The sequence below is a fragment of the Rhizobium leguminosarum genome (assembly GCF_004123835.1).
Lineage (GTDB): Bacteria > Pseudomonadota > Alphaproteobacteria > Rhizobiales > Rhizobiaceae > Rhizobium > Rhizobium leguminosarum_M.
In genome coordinates, this window is record NZ_MZMU01000022.1 from 13553 (window position 1) to 29596 (window position 16044).

The 16044-nt window shown below is 59.9% G+C and carries 14 protein-coding genes and 1 pseudogene; 5 read left to right on the top strand and 10 right to left on the bottom strand.

Annotation, left to right across the window (positions count from 1 at the left end; all coding sequences use genetic code 11):
• Positions 1-34: 34 nt before the first annotated feature.
• Together B5P46_RS28780 and B5P46_RS28785 are read right to left on the bottom strand one after the other, a co-directional pair.
• Positions 35-1105 carry an FAD-binding oxidoreductase gene (locus B5P46_RS28780; RefSeq protein WP_206735420.1) on the bottom strand — a complete coding sequence of 357 codons (1071 nt, stop codon included), beginning with the start codon at positions 1103-1105 and terminating at the stop codon, positions 35-37.
• Positions 1106-1115: 10 nt separating this feature from the next.
• The gene (locus tag B5P46_RS28785; RefSeq protein ID WP_129421709.1) at positions 1116-2369 is read right to left on the bottom strand and encodes an aromatic ring-hydroxylating oxygenase subunit alpha; all 1254 of its coding nucleotides are present in this window, start codon (positions 2367-2369) and stop codon (positions 1116-1118) included.
• A 111-nt stretch (positions 2370-2480) separates the two neighbouring features.
• Between B5P46_RS28785 and B5P46_RS28790 the strand changes: the two genes are divergently transcribed.
• Complete coding sequence (locus B5P46_RS28790; protein WP_129421710.1) at positions 2481-3368, top strand: LysR substrate-binding domain-containing protein; 888 nt, start codon at positions 2481-2483, stop codon at positions 3366-3368.
• 11 nt (positions 3369-3379) lie between these two features.
• Here the strand turns inward: B5P46_RS28790 and B5P46_RS28795 are convergent, their stop codons facing one another.
• Both B5P46_RS28795 and B5P46_RS28800 read right to left on the bottom strand, forming a co-directional pair.
• A complete protein-coding gene (locus B5P46_RS28795) occupies positions 3380-5032 on the bottom strand; it encodes an acyltransferase (RefSeq protein ID WP_129421711.1) in 1653 nt (550 codons plus the stop codon).
• 239 nt (positions 5033-5271) lie between these two features.
• A complete protein-coding gene (locus B5P46_RS28800) occupies positions 5272-7269 on the bottom strand; it encodes a putative bifunctional diguanylate cyclase/phosphodiesterase (protein WP_129421712.1) in 1998 nt (665 codons plus the stop codon).
• A 180-nt stretch (positions 7270-7449) separates the two neighbouring features.
• Between B5P46_RS28800 and B5P46_RS28805 the strand changes: the two genes are divergently transcribed.
• Positions 7450-8487 carry a class I SAM-dependent methyltransferase gene (locus B5P46_RS28805; protein ID WP_129421713.1) on the top strand — a complete coding sequence of 346 codons (1038 nt, stop codon included), beginning with the start codon at positions 7450-7452 and terminating at the stop codon, positions 8485-8487.
• 319 nt (positions 8488-8806) lie between these two features.
• Here B5P46_RS28805 and B5P46_RS28810 read toward each other — a convergent pair whose 3' ends face one another.
• On the bottom strand, positions 8807-9664 hold the full coding sequence (locus tag B5P46_RS28810; protein WP_129421714.1) for an NmrA family NAD(P)-binding protein: 858 nt from the start codon (positions 9662-9664) through the stop codon (positions 8807-8809).
• A 129-nt stretch (positions 9665-9793) separates the two neighbouring features.
• Here B5P46_RS28810 and B5P46_RS28815 point away from each other — a divergent pair, with 129 nt between their 5' ends.
• Positions 9794-10690 (top strand): LysR family transcriptional regulator, encoded by an 897-nt coding sequence (locus B5P46_RS28815; protein ID WP_129421715.1) that lies wholly within the window; start codon positions 9794-9796, stop codon positions 10688-10690.
• A 145-nt stretch (positions 10691-10835) separates the two neighbouring features.
• Here B5P46_RS28815 and B5P46_RS28820 read toward each other — a convergent pair whose 3' ends face one another.
• The 3 genes from B5P46_RS28820 to B5P46_RS28830 are packed head-to-tail and all read right to left on the bottom strand — an operon-like array spanning position 10836 to position 13281.
• Entirely contained in the window at positions 10836-11306 is a 471-nt protein-coding gene (locus B5P46_RS28820) for a cyclophilin-like fold protein (RefSeq protein WP_129421716.1), read from the bottom strand.
• 13 nt (positions 11307-11319) lie between these two features.
• Entirely contained in the window at positions 11320-12066 is a 747-nt protein-coding gene (locus tag B5P46_RS28825) for an SDR family oxidoreductase (protein ID WP_129421717.1), read from the bottom strand.
• A gap of 27 nt (positions 12067-12093) precedes the next feature.
• Positions 12094-13281 carry an MFS transporter gene (locus B5P46_RS28830; RefSeq protein ID WP_129421718.1) on the bottom strand — a complete coding sequence of 396 codons (1188 nt, stop codon included), beginning with the start codon at positions 13279-13281 and terminating at the stop codon, positions 12094-12096.
• A gap of 94 nt (positions 13282-13375) precedes the next feature.
• Here B5P46_RS28830 and B5P46_RS28835 point away from each other — a divergent pair, with 94 nt between their 5' ends.
• The gene (locus B5P46_RS28835; RefSeq protein ID WP_129421719.1) at positions 13376-14272 is read left to right on the top strand and encodes a LysR family transcriptional regulator; all 897 of its coding nucleotides are present in this window, start codon (positions 13376-13378) and stop codon (positions 14270-14272) included.
• A gap of 43 nt (positions 14273-14315) precedes the next feature.
• On the opposite strand, the pseudogene B5P46_RS28840 reads toward B5P46_RS28835, so the two are convergent.
• Together B5P46_RS28840 and B5P46_RS28845 are read right to left on the bottom strand one after the other, a co-directional pair.
• Positions 14316-15060: pseudogene (locus B5P46_RS28840) on the bottom strand (SDR family NAD(P)-dependent oxidoreductase).
• Positions 15061-15100: 40 nt separating this feature from the next.
• Positions 15101-15493 carry a DoxX family protein gene (locus tag B5P46_RS28845; RefSeq protein ID WP_129421720.1) on the bottom strand — a complete coding sequence of 131 codons (393 nt, stop codon included), beginning with the start codon at positions 15491-15493 and terminating at the stop codon, positions 15101-15103.
• Positions 15494-15647: 154 nt separating this feature from the next.
• Here B5P46_RS28845 and B5P46_RS28850 point away from each other — a divergent pair, with 154 nt between their 5' ends.
• On the top strand, positions 15648-16028 hold the full coding sequence (locus B5P46_RS28850; protein WP_129421721.1) for a winged helix-turn-helix transcriptional regulator: 381 nt from the start codon (positions 15648-15650) through the stop codon (positions 16026-16028).
• Positions 16029-16044: the final 16 nt, after the last annotated feature.

Sequence of the window (16044 nt, forward strand, 5' to 3'; positions counted from 1 at the left end):
TCAGTCAGTCCCTTTTGTCGGTGAGTGACGGTGTTTAGCGCTCGATGACCAGATCGCTGAGCGGCTTGGAGCAGCAGGGCAGGAAGAAGCCCGCGTCGATTTCCCTCTGACGAATTCCGCCATTGTGGTTCATGTCGACGGTGCCTGACGTAAGCTTCGACTTGCAGGTGCCGCAGACGCCATTCGCGCAGGACGACGGGATCCTGACGCCTGACTTCTTTGCACAAGAGAGCACGCTCTGGTCGCCGGAGACGTCGATGCTGCGGGCTTGCTTCGAGAAGGTGACCTGAAAGACCTTGGCAGCTGCCTCCTGAACCACGGGGATCTCGGGTTCATCGATGACCGCTGCGTCGAAGCTTTCCTCCAGGTAGTTCGAGCCGGGCACGCCGAGTTCGGCGGCAATGGCGCGCGCTGCGGCCATGAACGGGGCGGGGCCGCAGCACATCACGGTTCGCTCAGTGATATCGGGAACCGCAAGCCGCATGTATTCTTTCGAAATGCGGCCGGTCAGACCGGGCCAGGACGGCTCGTCGGCAACGGTCTCGGGCAAGAAATGCAGGCGAAGGCCTTTCAGCCTGCGGGCGATGCAGGCCAGTTCGTCGCGAAAGATCAGGTCCTGCGGCGTCCGTCCGGCGTGCATGAAGACGATGTCGGCGGGTTCGCAACTGTCGGCGAGTTCCCGCAGAATGGACATGACGGGGGTAATGCCGGAGCCGCCGGACAAAAGCAGAAGCTTACGTCCCGACGTCTCGGGCCTGACGAAGTGGCCGAGTGGCCCGTTCGCCTTGATGGCCGTCCCCGGAACCAGGGTGTCATGAAGCCAATTGGAGATCTTGCCGCCGGGAACGCGCTTCACCGTCACGGAGAAGGCGTTCGTCCGATGCGGCGAAGACGAGATGCTGTAGCACCTGTTTTCAGTGTCTCCATTGTGTTCCAGGTCGAACAGAAAATACTGCCCGGCCTTGAACGCGAACCGCTTGCCCTCAGGGGAGGCAAAGGTGAACGTCTTGACGTCATGGGTCTCCTGCTGGACATCGAGGCAGACGAGCGCGTCGTCTTCTTCAGGGTTCCATAGGTCGTGAAGGGCGGCCCTGGCTGCGGGCATCTGCGGGCTCCTAGTATCCATGGGCGCGCATCCGATCGATGTACCAGCTGGCGAACTTGTCGAGGTTCGTCTCGGAAAAGCGGGAGTAGGGGCCCGGCTGATAGGCCGGGTCGAGAGCGCCTGCATGGGAGCGCGCCACAAGATCGGCGTCCTGGTCCGTCGTCGCCACCCAGACATCCGTCAGCTTGTCGAGATCGTAATCCACGCCTTCGACGGCGTCCTTGTGGACCAACCACTTGGTTCGGACCAGCGTCTTGCCCGCCGAGAGCGGAATGACGGTTGCCACCACGGCATGGTCGCCCATGAAGTGGTTCCAGCTGTTATGGCCCCAAAGATGCGTGTCGCCGAGATCCTTGCGGGTCATGTGCCCAAGAAGCTTGGAGGATGCGGCGGTGGCATCGTGGGTCTGGGATTCACCGGCGCCAGCGATGATCAGTCGCTGGGTGCGGAAGTTGGTGGCGCAGTCGGCGAGCTGCTCGACCGCAGCCGAGGGGAAGCCGTCAGACTCCCACGCCTTGGTCCGCTCTTCATACAGCCTGAAATGCTCCTCGGCCTGTTCGCGATCCTCCGGGCTCAGCGTTTCCGGGTCGAAGCCGAAGTCGAGATCGACGAAGGAGACGCAGAGTTCCGGATGGTTCGCGGAGCAATGGTAGCATTCGCGATTGTTTTCCATCGTGAGCTTCCAGTTGCCATCCTCGATAACATCCGTTTGGAAGGCAACCTTTGCGTTCCGGATGTCGTAGGGGGCAAGGCGCTCGACCATGGCCTGTTCGAGGAGACCAATGTCCTCGGGCGGATTGTCGGAGAGGCAGACATAAATCAGTCCGCCGATCGACTTGAACGTGACGGGCTTGAGGCTCCGACACTCCTTGTCGAAATCCTTGCCCATGTGAGGCGCGTAGCTGAGCTCACCCGTCAGTTCATATGTCCAGGTGTGATAAGGACAGACGAGTTTTGAGACGATCGTCTTGCCCGGATCGAGAAGGCGGGAGCCGCGATGGCGGCAGACATTGTGCAGGACGCGAATTTCTCCGTCGTCGTCACGCAGAAGGATCAGGCTCGTCTTGCCGATATCGATCACCGTGGCGTCACCGAGTTCGGGAACATCGCAGTCGAGACCGACACAGATCCAGTGATTGTGGAAGAAGACGTCGATGTCTGCTTCGAACACGTCTTCTCTGACGTAAAGACCGGCCGGCAGGGAGTGACCGTTGGCACGAGCGTCGAGAAGGGCAGAAATGGAAGACGGGAGCTTGTTTAGCATCAGAACCTCTTATGCGAGAGTTTCCCCAGATTGCCCTTGCAGTTCCGTTGTTTCAACGGCATAAAAAATTAGGTTCGCATAAGTTTTTATCATGCGATGAGGGGTTCTGTGATGCACTTTAGAAGACGGATCCCGTCGCTGACGGCATTGGTAACCCTGGAGGCGGTGCTCAGAAAGAAGAGCTTCACCACGGCTGCGACCGAATTGGGTGTCACCCAGGCGGCGGTCAGCAGGCAGATTGCATTGCTGGAGGAGGAATTCGGCCAGCCCTTGTTCGTGCGCAAGCATCGAGCGATCGAGCCGACGGCGGCATGCATCAACCTCGGAGCCACGCTGGCCAAGAGCTTTGCCGATATTGCCGAGAGCGTGGAAGCGCTCCAGTCGCGCAGCCAGGACGTGTTGACCATAGGGGCGACCGTTGCATTCTCGTCTTTCTGGCTGCTGCCGCGGCTGGCCGAGTTTCGCCGTGCGAACCCCGGCATCCTGGTGCGGGTGATATCCCAGGACAGCCCGATCGCTCTCGACGACGGAGAAGTCGATGTGGCAATTCGATATGGTGTGCCTCCCTTCAACGATGGCACCGTCATCGCCTCGCATGGCGACGTTATCTGCCCCGTCTGCTCTCCCGACTATCTCAACCGTCGCGGAGATGGCCCGCTGGGCTCCGCCGACGAATTCATCGAGACGGACGTTCTCGATCGTTCATGGTATAGCTGGGCGCAGTGGTTTTCGCTGATCGGCGCCAACATCGAGGTAAAGCCGTCGCTTCGGTTCAACCACTATACCGAAACCATCGCAGCCGCGCGCGCAGGGCAAGGGATTGCCTTGGGATGGCGCATGCTGGTGGGCACCTTTCTGGAGGATGGAACCCTGGTGCGGATCGGCGGTGGCGAGCTTGCCGCGGAGGATCGTTACAACGTGATCGTGCCCGTCAAAGCCAAGCGAAGCAACGCGCGCGACCTTGCCGCCGCCTGGCTGACGGCATCACTGCACGGTTGATCGAAGCGTAATCACAAACCCAGCCCCACGGTTGCCGTTCGGTGAACGCCTTTAGGGACGAAGGCGAAGCGATCCGCCAGTCCCAGGAAATCGGCCGCCAGGTGAATGACGGAAAGCCACATTTCCGTTCCCTGCAAGCTCGGTTCAGCACCATCTGCAAACGGGAATCCCTCGCCATCCCGCCATCTATCCAGCGCCCTCGATATGAGCTTGCGGGCGATCGCTTCGCCATCGGCCCGCCTGTAGTCGGTCTGCCGGGCAATCAGCAGCAGAGGATGAATCGTATCGAGCAGGTTGCACGCATTGTATTTTGCAGCAACGAAGCCCTTGTGGTTGCGATAGTTGAGATGAACCGTTTCGAGTGAGGCGTGCGGGTGGGGAAGTGCCACGCCGAACTGGGCGTAGGTGCCGCGCGTCAGGCGATAAAAGCCGTTCACCGGTTGAAGCCATCCTTCCGCCGTGGTCGGTTCACCCCACAGCCCCGAAACGCTGTTGGCATTCCGGCTTAGCCACTCGAAGAGCGCCTGCCGTGAATACCTGATACCGAAATACTTCGCATTGAAGTACATGGCGGTTCCGATCGCATCGACCACGCTTCCGGCGTGCCATGCCCGGGTCGACCAGGGCAGGGCGCTCAGCCATTCATCCAGCTCCCCGGCGCCGAGCTCGACCGCATGGACCGGTTGCCGTGGACTGGAGCCAAGCAGTTCAAGCGCATAGCCAACCGCAAGGACATTATAGAGTGCCTTTGGATCATCCCTCAGCGCTTTGCCATGCATGCGCGAATGCTCTTCCGGGAAAAGGCCGGTCTCTCGTTCCTGGAGACCTTGGAGACGCTCGACGGTCTCCGCCGCATCGAGATCGGGCGGCAGGTGGCCGAAGCCGGCAGCGATCTCGATTGCATCGCATAAATGCCGGATCGCCGGTCTGCTGATGCCGTCCGCTTCCAGCGATTCATAGGCCCCTTGCGTTTTCCAGCGTGCAAGGATGTCCGGCCACTGGTCTTTCGTTTTCTGACCCAGCCTGGCCAATTGATCTTCGATGTCGCCAGTGCCGGATCTTTTGGGCGCCGAGCCTCGGCTCCGCAGCACCCGGGCGGGCACGCCACCGGCAATCGCCATGGAGGGAATGTCCCCCGTGACCACAGCCCCGGCGGCGATCACCGCGCCATTTCCAATCGTGGCGCCATCCAGGATGACGCAATTGGCGCCGATCCAGACATCGTCACCGATCACGATGCCGATACTGACGACACCCTGGCGGTGTATGGGAATGGTCGGATCGTCGAAGCCATGATTGAAGCCGACGATCGAGGCATGCGAAGCAATCCGCACCCCATTGCCGCACGTAACCTTGCCGGAAACACAGGAATAGGGATTGATGGTGCAATCGTCGCCGAGAATCACATCGCCGCGAACGAGCGCGTGCCCGGCGATCCACGACCGCTCGCCCATCGTCAGGCGTTCGGTGAAGATTGCAGCATGCTCGGCGATGTAGGACGTCTCGGCCAGCTCCGCACCGCATGATCGCCTGAGTTCCGCCTTGCGGGCGAGGTGGGCCGGATGATGGAGGTCAGACGCAATGTGTTCCCAGGTCAGGTATTGAAGCCTGCGCGCTTCCCTCTCATCGCTCGCCGATGTTTGCTGGCTACTGACGTGATCCATCCTGCTCCTCATTCCCAGGTTCAACCGCCGAATATTCGCTTGATTCAGCGATCCGTTGCCTCGCTGCATCAGACGGTCTGATCCGTCCAAAAGCAAGACTTCTGGCAATGGCGGCACAGTCCTCGTTGAAATGGCTCAATTGCTTTGATCAGCTCCGGCCTCCCGGCGACCGATGCGATCACAAGCGCCCGTAGGGATGGCCTCTTAGTGCTGAGCCATCTGGAAACCTTGAGGTCGAGTTATGCCGCCTTCAGAAGTTCAGCGCTAACCGGCATTCCCATGTGAAAGCCCTGGACGCGGTCGATGCGAAGATCCTTGAGAAGGGTAAATTGTGCTGCAGTTTCGACGCCTTCCACCAGGATCGTATTCCCTCGATTGCGGATAAGAGCAATCATGTCCTGAAGCATCATCAAACCGCGCGGGTTCGAGCAGTCGTGCAGGAAGGTTCTATCGACCTTGACCGTCTGAAACTCGATTGCCCTCAGCCAGGAGAGGCCCGCGAAGCCGCAGCCGAAGTCGTCAAGCCAGATTTCGACGCCGAGTGCCCGCAGATCGGCAATGCATTTAAGCACCTCCGACTGCATATCCATGTCCAGGCCCTCAGTGACTTCTAAGGCTAGTCGCGACCCGCAGACCCCGCACCGAGCAAGGATATCAGCGACACTGGCAGCAAAGCCGGTGGAACGCAGTTGTATCGGCGACACGTTGACGCTGACGGTCGCCATGCGATCGGTCATCAGTATATCACGGCATGCCGTCTCGATCGCCCACCTGCCCAGTTCGAGGATAGCGCCACTTCGTTCAGCAACGGGGATGAATGTCTTCGGCGAAACCGCCGTACCGTCCGGCATCCTGAGGCGCATCAAAGCCTCGACAGCTCTTGCTTTCCCGTTCGTCACGTCGAAGATCGGTTGGTACACGAGCGAGACAAGTTTGCGATCGATGGCGGCCGCCAGCAGCGGGACGAGTTTACCAGCATGGTCGTCGGGGCGAGGCAATAACGGATCAAAACTACGAATGCAGTTTCGGCCACTTGCTTTGGCATTGTAGAGAGCGAGGTCGGCTTCACGTACTATTCGTTCAACTTTCTCTCCAACTTTCTCGCGGGTTAAGGCGACGCCGATGCTGACGGTTACGATCGACATATCATCTGGTCGCTCGTCGTGAGCAATCGCAAGAGACTCGACTTCCATTCTGATCTTCTCGGCGATAGTCATCGCGACCCTGGGGAGGGCAGCCGGCATGACCACGATAAACTCCTCGCCACCATACCTGCCGATCATGCCATCGGACGACTCCACAACCGCCTTCAGCGCATTGGCGATGACAGTCAGGCATCGGTCTCCTTCCTGATGTCCGTAGCGATCATTGAAGCATTTGAAAAAGTCGACGTCGATGAGGAACACGGAGAAGTCGCGGCGTTCGTCTTTCCAGGCGGCCCAGCATTCGTCGAGCCGCCGATCCAGCGCGCGTCTGTTGCCTATGCCTGTCAGGTAGTCAGTATGTGAAAGCTCGAGCAGTGACCGTCCGCGCTCGGACGCTTCCCAGTGCTGGTGGCGAGCCTCCGCCGCGTTCAACAACACGTTTCGACGCTCCACGTTCAATCGCCAATTGACGAAAGACGTGAAGACAAAGCACGAAATGTAGAACAGCCCAAAGGCGAGCTTGTAGGTTTGGCTTGAAGGAAAAAATGCCTCGATCGTAATAAAAAATGCGCATAGAACGAGGCCCGAGGTGATCACCGAAAGCCGAAACGGGAAACTGAAAAAGAGGTTGGCGCCCATCATGAAGATGGCGCCGAATATCATGTAGTATGACATGGCGATGACGTCGCGGGTGGCAATCGCCGGGTAAAGCCAGCCAACGTAGCCGACAAGCAGTGCCGAGGCGCATGTGATGTCAAGCCAGACGGTTTTCGCATTTGCCAGACGCAAGATTTCGAACGCCAGCAGAGCGATCGTTGCAATGACGAATCGCGCGGCGATCGTCACAGGGGCAACATCGGGGATCAGCCATCGGTCGGGAAGTGCGAAGGCCACATAAACGGCGACCGCGATCCAAAGACCATGCCGTGAGCTCCGCCTTCGGACAGCATCATTTTCAGTTTTCAGAGAATTGAGGGCATCGGCGAATGAAAAGCTGGCGGTTGATTCGTCACGCGGGACATTAGCGTAAGCCGCGATCATGCAAAAACATCGGCCTGACAACCATCTAAAGTATGTTGAAAAGTAAGCCATACTTCGGCGCCCTCCAAAATCGCGTTCGGCAACCTGCAACCGGTTTGTCTTATTGCTTAGCTTTGTTAGAGGGGCAGCATCCGACCCGCAAGAGTAGAATTACCCTTATCCCGTGTAGATTCTAGTCGCATCCTATTTCGAGGTTGATTATGCTTAACGCTATGTCAAAGGGGTCTCGAAATGGCACAAAACCTGGTCTTGGACGGTGAAAGTCTTGTTGCGCCCGGTGAAATTCGTCGGATAGCAAGAAGGGTTCCAGCCCCAGATCCCGGCCACCTGATCGTTGCCAGAGCCGAGCTTGCCCTCAGCCTTGACGTGTCGATCCGTCAGTTCAAATCCGGCGTCGAGCCTGATGCGATCATCGAGCGTCTTACTGACGCCTTGCATCAGATACGGCGGCGCTTTCATCCGGAGGTGTGGGACGTCATCGTCCCGATCGCGCAATCCCATCCCGTTGCTCACTATCTCCATCAAGATCCATTGACCCGCTGGTCGTTCGAAAAGCCGCGCGGCTATTCTGGCGACGCACGCCTTCTCGACTTCATCTACGGCAGACCTGAGATTGAGGACGATGTCGCATCAGCGAGCGACTTGGGACGTTCGATCTACGCCTACACTCGGAATGCTTCGTCATCCGTCGCGGTAAGGGAGCGTCGAGACATTCTGGCGCGCCGCGTTGACGAAATCGCTTCGGCCCGGCCTGGTTCCACCGAAGTCCTCGCGATTGCCGCCGGGCATCTTCGTGAGGGGCCGTTGTCGCACGCTCTGAGCGCCGGCGCGATCAGACGCTGGGTAGCTTTGGATCAAGACCCGATGAGCGTTGGAACCGTCGCCCGCGATTTCGCCGGCACGTCCGTCGAGGCGGTGAACGGGTCGGTCAAATCCCTGCTCGGTGGAAGGCATGCGCTGGGAATGTTCGATTTCGTTTATGCCGCGGGTCTCTATGACTATTTGCCGGACGCGGTAGCCGTAAGGCTGACCAGAAAGTGCATCAGCATGCTGAAGCCGGGCGGTACATTCCTATTCGCCAACTTCTCCCCGGAAACGAACGTCGATGGCTATATGGAGACATTCATGAACTGGGCGCTGCTGTTGCGATCAGAACGAGAGATGGGCTTGATCGCCAGTGAAAGCGTGACCGGGGCGGATGTGAAGGTGTCTGTTTGGCCCGGCTCAAACCGCAGCATTGTCTACTGTGAAATTCAAAAACCGCAGTAGCCGCACGTTGGCTCGAAGGGCTTACCGTCAGCGTCTACTCGGCCACCAAGGTTTCGCTGCGCCAGGTTCCACTGGACAACGGGGCGCAACACGCTGCGCCCCTTGCTCATCGACGGTTACCGAAGGCTGTTCAGGCAGAGGCTCGAAGTGTCGTCGCCACCGTCCAAGGGCGTGGGAAGCTATCTCCTGAAGAGTTTGAAATAGGCTGCCGTTCAATCCGGTAGTCTTCGGGTAGTCCCTCAGTTCAATATCAGGGGTCGACCCTATCAGAGGCTGCATTAAGGGGCGTGGCTGCTCTCCGCCACGGCCTTTCAGCTGTTTATCGGCCGGGGCTAATCAGGCGGCCCATTGCTGTGTCCAGTGTGGTCGTGCCCTTCACCGGCTCGCCCTCGAACCGGATCCAGCCTTCGTTGAAGCCATCGATCATGCGCATCCGCGGGAGGGGGTTTTGCATGCCCTGGTCGGTGAAAATCTGCTCCCAGGTATCGCGGGCGACCGGCTCCGCCCGGACGGGTCTGCCGAGGATGGACGAGAGGACAGCGGCGATTTCGTTGGGCGTGACGCCCTCTGGCCCCATCAACTCGATGACCTGCTTGCCCACCCAGTCGTGCTGCAGCAGTTCTGCCGCCTTGGCTCCGACGTCGAAGACAGAAACCATCGGATAGGGCTGATCGAGCGGCTGGAGGAAACTCGAGAGGACACATGTCTCGCGCGCCGGCGCGATATCCCAAGCCGTGTTCTCCATGAACCAGCCGGCACGCAGAAAGGCGATCGGCATTGGCAAAGCAGATAACTTCTGTTCAACGAGACCGAGCTGGCTCAAGAGGTTAGGTTCTTTGGCCTGCGCGCCGATGGTGGAGAGGCAAACGACCTTGGCAGGACGAGACGAAAGAAGCGCGGTCTTCGGGGCCGCAATGACAGCGCGCACTTCCGCAAAGCCGGGGGTCGGATCGAAGGTCGGCGGGATCAACAGAAAGACACCGTCGGCGCCGGCGAAAGCCTTGGTGAGCGCATCGGCGTCGGTCATCTCGGCCAAGGCCAGTTCCGCGCCTTTGTCCTTCCATTCCGCTGCTTTCTTCGCATTGCGCGCGACGGCGCGGAACGGCACCCCCTCCTCCAGCAGACGCGCGGCAACAATGCCTCCGACTTGGCCTGTAACGCCGGTGATCACAAACATGGCTAGACTCCTTTGTTGCCTCCGCCGCCAGCAGGTTGGCGGTTTGTTATGCTGATCATGTCCTTCGGAAGCCTTTGACTGAAGCGCGCTTCTGTCACATGATTGGTGACTAAAAATCACGGATACGCGATGTTTGACGGACGATTATTGAATGGCGTGAGCGTATTGGCCGCCGTTATCGAGAGCGGAAGCTTCGCGCGGGCAGCGGAGCTAATGGGATTATCGGCGTCAGGTGTCAGCCGCGCCATTTCCCGGCTGGAGGGGCGGATCGGTTTGCGGCTGCTCGACCGGACAACACGCACCATGCGGCTGACCGATGATGGCGCGCGGTTCTACGAACAGGTGGCCCCACTCTTGAGCGGCATCGAAGAGGCAGCGCAGACAGCTGTTGGCGCCAGACAGGCGGTGCGTGGCCGGTTGCGAGTCAATGTCGACCCATATTTCTCACGCCTTGTCCTCGGCCCGCGGCTCGGCGCCTTCCTCGATCGTTACCCGGATATCCAGATCGAGATCATTATCCGCAACGAGATCGGCGATCTTGTTGCTGATGGCATGGACGTCGCGGTGCGCTTTGGCGAGCCCGCACAGAGGTCGCTTATTTCGCGCCTGTTGATGCAGACGCGCGTGATCACGATTGCGGCTCCCGCTTATATCGAGCGGCATGGTCGGCCGGGCCGTCCACAGGATTTGAGCGAGCATACCTGTATCCAGTTCCAGGACCCGCTGACCGCCAGGCCTTTCGAATGGGAGCTTCGGCGGGGTGACGAAGTCGTCTCGATCGAGACCCGCAGCCGCATTTTAGTCAATGATGCCGGCACGACCTTGGCGACCTGCCTTGCGGGGATCGGCATCGCGCAAGTCTTCTCACTCGGGATGGTGGATTATCTGAACAATGGGCAGCTCGTGAACCTCTTTCCCGACTGGTCGGACGAGACATTCCCGCTCTACGCCTTCTATCCCTCGCGTCAGCATGTTCCGGCTAAGGTCAGGGCCTTTATCGATTTCTGCGCCGAGATCATCGAATAGACGGAGGCGCCCCGTCGAGCGCCTCTGCTGGCTTAAGCCGGCCGCGGCTTCTGGTTCTGATATTGGCCATTGCGGAAATTCGCCCTATTGGGTTCTTTCATGCTTGGGAGGAAGCGATTTCAGATTTCCGGGCATGGAACCGTTGTCAGATGCGTTCTATGCGGACCGGATACTCGCCGCGCACCAGCAGCGGCTCGAAGCCATTGTCGAAGCGGCCGAGCCGGATCAGCCCGTCCCAGCGGTAATCCCCGTGGAACAGGGCCAGGTTACCCCACAGTTTGAAGTAACAAAGGTCGCCCGGCTGCTCGTTTCCGAAAGGACCGCTGCCTTCTTCTGTGAGTTTGCGTGGCAGATGGACGATCTTCTCGTTCCTGCCGTAGTCCTCGATCGTCAGGTTCAGGGGCAGCATGGAAGCGAGATCGCGCGCCGTCGGATTGTCGGAGAGTGTTGCAGTCAGGGTTAGATTGTTGAAGCCTATCCTGATCCTGACGTCTGTCGCCTCGGGACTCGCCGGGCGATGCTCGTCTTGCCCTTGCGCCACGAGAGGCACAGCGGCGGCGGCCAAAGTTCCGCCCAGCACCGCGCGACGACTCATGAATTTGGATGTCATCGACATAGCGCGCCTCGCGTCAGACAGGTTGAGCCGTGGGCCGGAACAGGATTTCGTTGATGTCGACATCGTCTGGCTCGTTTACCGCGAAGGCGACCGTTCGCGCGAAGGTGTCCGCGCTGATTGCGATTTTGCTGACGAACTCCTTGGTGCCTGCCTGGATGTCCTTTTCGCTGATGTGTTGGAGGAGTTCGGTGCTCACTGCGCCGGGTGAAATGATCGTGGTGCGGATGTTGTATGGTTTCACTTCCTTCCGCAGCCCCTCCGAAAGGGCGCGCACGGCAAATTTCGTGGCGCAATAGACGGCCGCACCAGGATCGACCACGTGGCCGTAGACGGAGGACACGTTGATGATGTGCCCCGATTTCTGCGCTTTCATGTGCGGAAGCGCTGCTGCGATGCCGTAGAGCACACCTTTGATGTTCACGTCGATCATGCGATCCCACTCGTCGACTTTGAGCCGTTCGAGCGGCGCAAGCGGCATCAGGCCGGCATTGTTCACCAACACGTCGATACGGCCGAAGGCGTCGACAGCCGTGTCGACGAGGTTTTTGACTTGATGTCGGTCCGTGACGTCGGTTTGGACTGCCTTGGCCTTATGGCCCTTGGCGGACAATTCCTCGGCCAGCGCAGCGATCCGGTCGGCTCTGCGCGCACCAAGAACCACCGAAGCGCCGCGCTGGGCCAGGCGGCGCGCCGTGGCTTCGCCAAGTCCGCTGCTTGCGCCGGTGATGACGACGACTTTGTTTTCGATTCCTTGAGACATGATGATCTCCTTTGAGCTTCGGAAGGTTCAGGAATGGCGGCCGGCCAGGGCAGCGAGGGCAGCCGAACCTGCGAGAAGGCAGGCGGCCAGCAGGAAGGTGCTCCACCATCCCGCAGTGTCGAACAGCATGCCGCCGGCCAAAGCGCCGCCGGCAATGGCGAGCTGGATCAGCGCCACCTGCAGTCCGCCTGCCGCTTCCAGTTCGCCGGGGACGATGGCGGCCATCCAGGTGTTCCAGGCGACCGGAATGGGGGTCGAGAAAAATCCCCACATGACGAGCAGAGAAGCGGTCGCCACTGCGAACGGCCCGAGCGCGATCAGCAGCAGGGCGAGGACCGCAAGGGCCGCCGGCAATCCGACGAGAACGAGGAGGAGGTGACGGCGGGCGACGAAGCCGATGACGGAGGTTCCGGCCAGCCCGCCGACGCCAAGGCCGAGAAGCACCATGGACAGGACATTCAATTCCAGCCCCGTGACGCCTTCGAGGAATGGGCGAAGGTAAATGGACAATGCGTTCTGGCCGATGAAGGCCAGACCGGTCGCAGCCATTCCGATCGCGAATCTACGATTGCGCAGCAAGCCGAATATTCTGGCGACCGAGACGGTTGATATCGCGGGCATGCTCGGCAGGGCGATCAGTTGCCAGATGAGCCCCGCAATTGCGATCGGCACAGTGATCAGGAAAGTGCCGCGCCATCCGATCAGCCCGCCGAGAAAACTGCCGAGCGGCGCAGCAAGGACGAGCGCGAATGCGGTGCCGCCCTGAAGCAGGGCAATGGCCTTGGGCAGGTCACGGCTCGATGCCAGGCGTGCCAGAATGGCCGTCGACAGCGACCAGAAGCCGCCGATCGAAATGCCCACCAGGACCCGTCCAACGAGAAAGACAAGGAAGTTGGGCGCCAGCGCAACCGCCAGGCTCGAAGCAGCGAGAACCGCCGTATAGAGCAAGACGACCGTCCTCCGGTCGATCTTCGTCAGGATTGCATTGCCGAAAAGGCTGGTGGCAACCGCAAAGACTCCGGACACGGTGATTGCCAATCCGGCTTGCCCCTCCGACACCGAGAGGTCCTTGGCGATCGGGGTCAGAAGGCTCACAGGGAGAAATTCCAACCCCACCAGAAGGAAAGTCAGAAGCGAGAGACAGGTCACCGCGCTCCAGCGGGTCGCCGCGCCTTCTCTCAGAGAGGTCTCATTCAATGTCAGCTCGATGCCCATGCATGGTCTCCTGTCCGGTGCCAGAGAGATAGCCGGACTGGTTTTGCACGACTAGAAGCTATAATCTGAACGTCGTGATGAAGGAGATTCAACAATGCGGCGCGATGAGTTCACCGAAATGCGTGCGTTTCTGGAGGTGGCTCGGGAGCGGAGTTTTACGCGCGCCGCATCCAAGCTGGGTGTCACGCGCTCGGCGCTCAGCCATACGATCAGCGCGCTCGAAGCGCGGCTCGGCGTCCGGCTTCTCTCCCGCACGACGCGTGATGTGGCGCCCACGGCGGCCGGCGCGCGCCTCGTGGAAAGCATTCAACCGCATTTCGAAGGCATCGCAGCGGAGGTCAGTGCCATCAGCGCACTGCGCGACAGGCCCTCGGGTCATATCAGGCTCGTGTGTCCCGACGATGCCGTCGACCTCGTGTTCCGTTCAAGGCTCCCGGCATTTTTGCGCGACTATCCTGATATCAGCGTGGAACTCATCGTCGACAACGGTTTCACGAATATCGTCGAACGCCAGTTCGATGCCGGCGTGCGGCTCGGCGAAGCGATTGCGCGCGACATGGTGGCCGCTCGCATCGGTCCCGACGTTTCCTACACCGTGGTCGGATCGCCGGAATATTTTGCGGGCCGCTCCGCGCCTGCGACCCCGCACGACCTGACGGACCACAATTGCGTCAACCTGCGGCTTCCGACGTCAGGCGCGCTCTATGCCTGGGAGTTCGAAAAGGATGGTCGCGAGTTCAGCGTTCGCGTGGAGGGCCAGCTCGTGATGAGCAACATAGGACCGGCGATCAATGCCGCTCTCGATGGCGCGGGGCTGTCCTATGTGCCGAGGGACCTCATCCGGCAATATTTGAACAGCGGTCAACTGATGGAAGTGCTCGCGGACTGGGCGCCGACGTTCCAAGGCTATCATCTCTATTACCCCAGCCGCCGCCATCCATCTCCTGCTTTCTCTGCCTTCGTCGAAGCCTTCCGATACCGGCAGAGGTAGCCTCAAGGGGCGCAGCCCGCTGCGCCCCTTTGCTCGCTGGTGGTTATCGAGCGCTGTCGATGATTGCGCCGCCGTCGGGAGCGAGGCTAGCCGGTGATGAACTGCGAGTCCTTGCTGGCAAGGAACAGGACCACCGGGGCAATATCCTCTTCCGGCGAACCGAAACGAGCCAGCGCGCTCATCGGCGGAGGAACCTCCTTTTCCGCAGCACCCCAGGTGTCCGCGATCGGCAGAACGTTGTTCACGGTGATCTTGTCGGCGCCCCATTCGCGTGCCGCTGTGCGGGTCAGCGCGCGCACCGCCTCCTTGGCCATGTTGTAAGGGCCATAACCAGCCAGTCCGCTGGTGCCGGCCATCGAGCCGAAGTTGATGATCCGGCCTTCTCCGCTTTCCCTCAGGTGAGGATAGCAGGCCTGCATGAAGAGCAGATAGGCGATCGGCCCGGTATCGAAGTTCCGTTGCAGTTGCTCGACCGAAAGGTCGATGACCGAAGACAGGACCGCAGAACCATCGAAAGCATTGTTCACGAGAATGTCGATGCGGCCATATGTTGCGACAACCTTGTCCACAGCGGCCGTGATCTGATCGGCTTCACCGACGTCGCAGACGACGCCGAGCGCGGTGCCGCCCGCTTCGACGATATCCGCGACAACGCGTTCGACGCCTTCGGATGTCCGCGAGAGAATTGCGACCTTCGCGCCTTCGGCCGCAAACAGCTTTGCGGTGGCGCGGCCAATGCCGCGGCTTGCGCCTGTGACGATGGCAACTTTTCCATTGAGTCGACCCATGTGTATCTCCATTTGGTGGGGCTTGGGAATCATCGAGACGTCAGAGCGCAGCGGCCTGGACGTAAGGGGAGGGCATGTCGCGGGCGTCGTTCTGCGTCATGAACGAGGCGACCAGCAGCGCGAGGCCGATCGCCGCGGGCAGGGCGCCGGCGGGTTTTCGAATGCCGATATGCGCCAGGCCCGAGAGCAGCAGGTGAAAGAAGATGCCGGCATAGGCGAGCTCGCTGAGCGGCACGCTGACACGTGAAAGGATCGCGACCGGGCCGAGAATCTTGATGACGATCATGAACGGAATAAGAAAGGGAGCCGTATATCCGAGCTCCGCCAGAACCTGGCGAACCCAGTCCCGCTTGGTGACATAGATGGCGGCTGAGGCGAAGTAGAGCACGGATAGAAGTGCCGTGCTGATCCAGTACATGTAAAATTCAGGCATGAGTTCATCCCTGTCGCTGCCCAGGCAGCAACATTCCTCTCGTCGGGTCTGTCTGTTTGTTTTAAGAGGCGCTTTTACTGCGCTCCCTTGTGCATGCAGAGAAATGTCGCCTAAGATTTATATTTGCAAGTAGGATGAATTACTTGCTGCTAGTATGGAAAACCAGACTATGGCCGATGGCGAAATCAATATGCATGAGGAGATGCGGCGCGCATTCGCGCTGCTCTCCGGCAAATGGAAGCTGGAAATCATGTGGCTGCTCAATCGGCGGGTCTACCGTTTTGGCGAGTTGAGAAAGGCTATTCCCGGCATCACCCAGCACATGCTGACGGCGCAACTACGCGAGCTCGAAGCAGACGGCCTCATATCTCGCACCGTCTTTGCGGAGGTTCCCCCGCGCGTCGAATATGAGATCACGCAAAAAGCGCGCGGCCTCGGCCCCACGATGGAGGCGTTGACGGCGTGGTGGAACGAGTACGGCAAAAGCGTGCCGGTGAAACCGAGCGCACGCGGCCGCAAAGCGAGAGACGTCTGAACTGCCTGGGAGACAA

Excerpts from the sequence above, each read along its gene's own strand:
- B5P46_RS28820 (WP_129421716.1), bottom strand. The coding sequence starts at position 11,306 with ATGTCGATGACATCCAAATTCATGAGTCGTCGCGCGGTGCTGGGCGGA.
- B5P46_RS28825 (WP_129421717.1), bottom strand. The coding sequence starts at position 12,066 with ATGTCTCAAGGAATCGAAAACAAAGTCGTCGTCATCACCGGCGCAAGC.
- B5P46_RS28850 (WP_129421721.1), top strand. The coding sequence starts at position 15,648 with ATGGAAAACCAGACTATGGCCGATGGCGAAATCAATATGCATGAGGAG.
- B5P46_RS28785 (WP_129421709.1), bottom strand. The coding sequence starts at position 2,369 with ATGCTAAACAAGCTCCCGTCTTCCATTTCTGCCCTTCTCGACGCTCGT.
- B5P46_RS28835 (WP_129421719.1), top strand. The coding sequence starts at position 13,376 with ATGCGGCGCGATGAGTTCACCGAAATGCGTGCGTTTCTGGAGGTGGCT.
- B5P46_RS28780 (WP_206735420.1), bottom strand. The coding sequence starts at position 1,105 with ATGCCCGCAGCCAGGGCCGCCCTTCACGACCTATGGAACCCTGAAGAA.
- B5P46_RS28810 (WP_129421714.1), bottom strand. The coding sequence starts at position 9,664 with ATGTTTGTGATCACCGGCGTTACAGGCCAAGTCGGAGGCATTGTTGCC.
- B5P46_RS28815 (WP_129421715.1), top strand. The coding sequence starts at position 9,794 with ATGTTTGACGGACGATTATTGAATGGCGTGAGCGTATTGGCCGCCGTT.
- B5P46_RS28800 (WP_129421712.1), bottom strand. The coding sequence starts at position 7,269 with ATGGCTTACTTTTCAACATACTTTAGATGGTTGTCAGGCCGATGTTTT.
- B5P46_RS28845 (WP_129421720.1), bottom strand. The coding sequence starts at position 15,493 with ATGCCTGAATTTTACATGTACTGGATCAGCACGGCACTTCTATCCGTG.
- B5P46_RS28805 (WP_129421713.1), top strand. The coding sequence starts at position 7,450 with ATGGCACAAAACCTGGTCTTGGACGGTGAAAGTCTTGTTGCGCCCGGT.
- B5P46_RS28795 (WP_129421711.1), bottom strand. The coding sequence starts at position 5,032 with ATGGATCACGTCAGTAGCCAGCAAACATCGGCGAGCGATGAGAGGGAA.
- B5P46_RS28790 (WP_129421710.1), top strand. The coding sequence starts at position 2,481 with ATGCACTTTAGAAGACGGATCCCGTCGCTGACGGCATTGGTAACCCTG.
- B5P46_RS28830 (WP_129421718.1), bottom strand. The coding sequence starts at position 13,281 with ATGGGCATCGAGCTGACATTGAATGAGACCTCTCTGAGAGAAGGCGCG.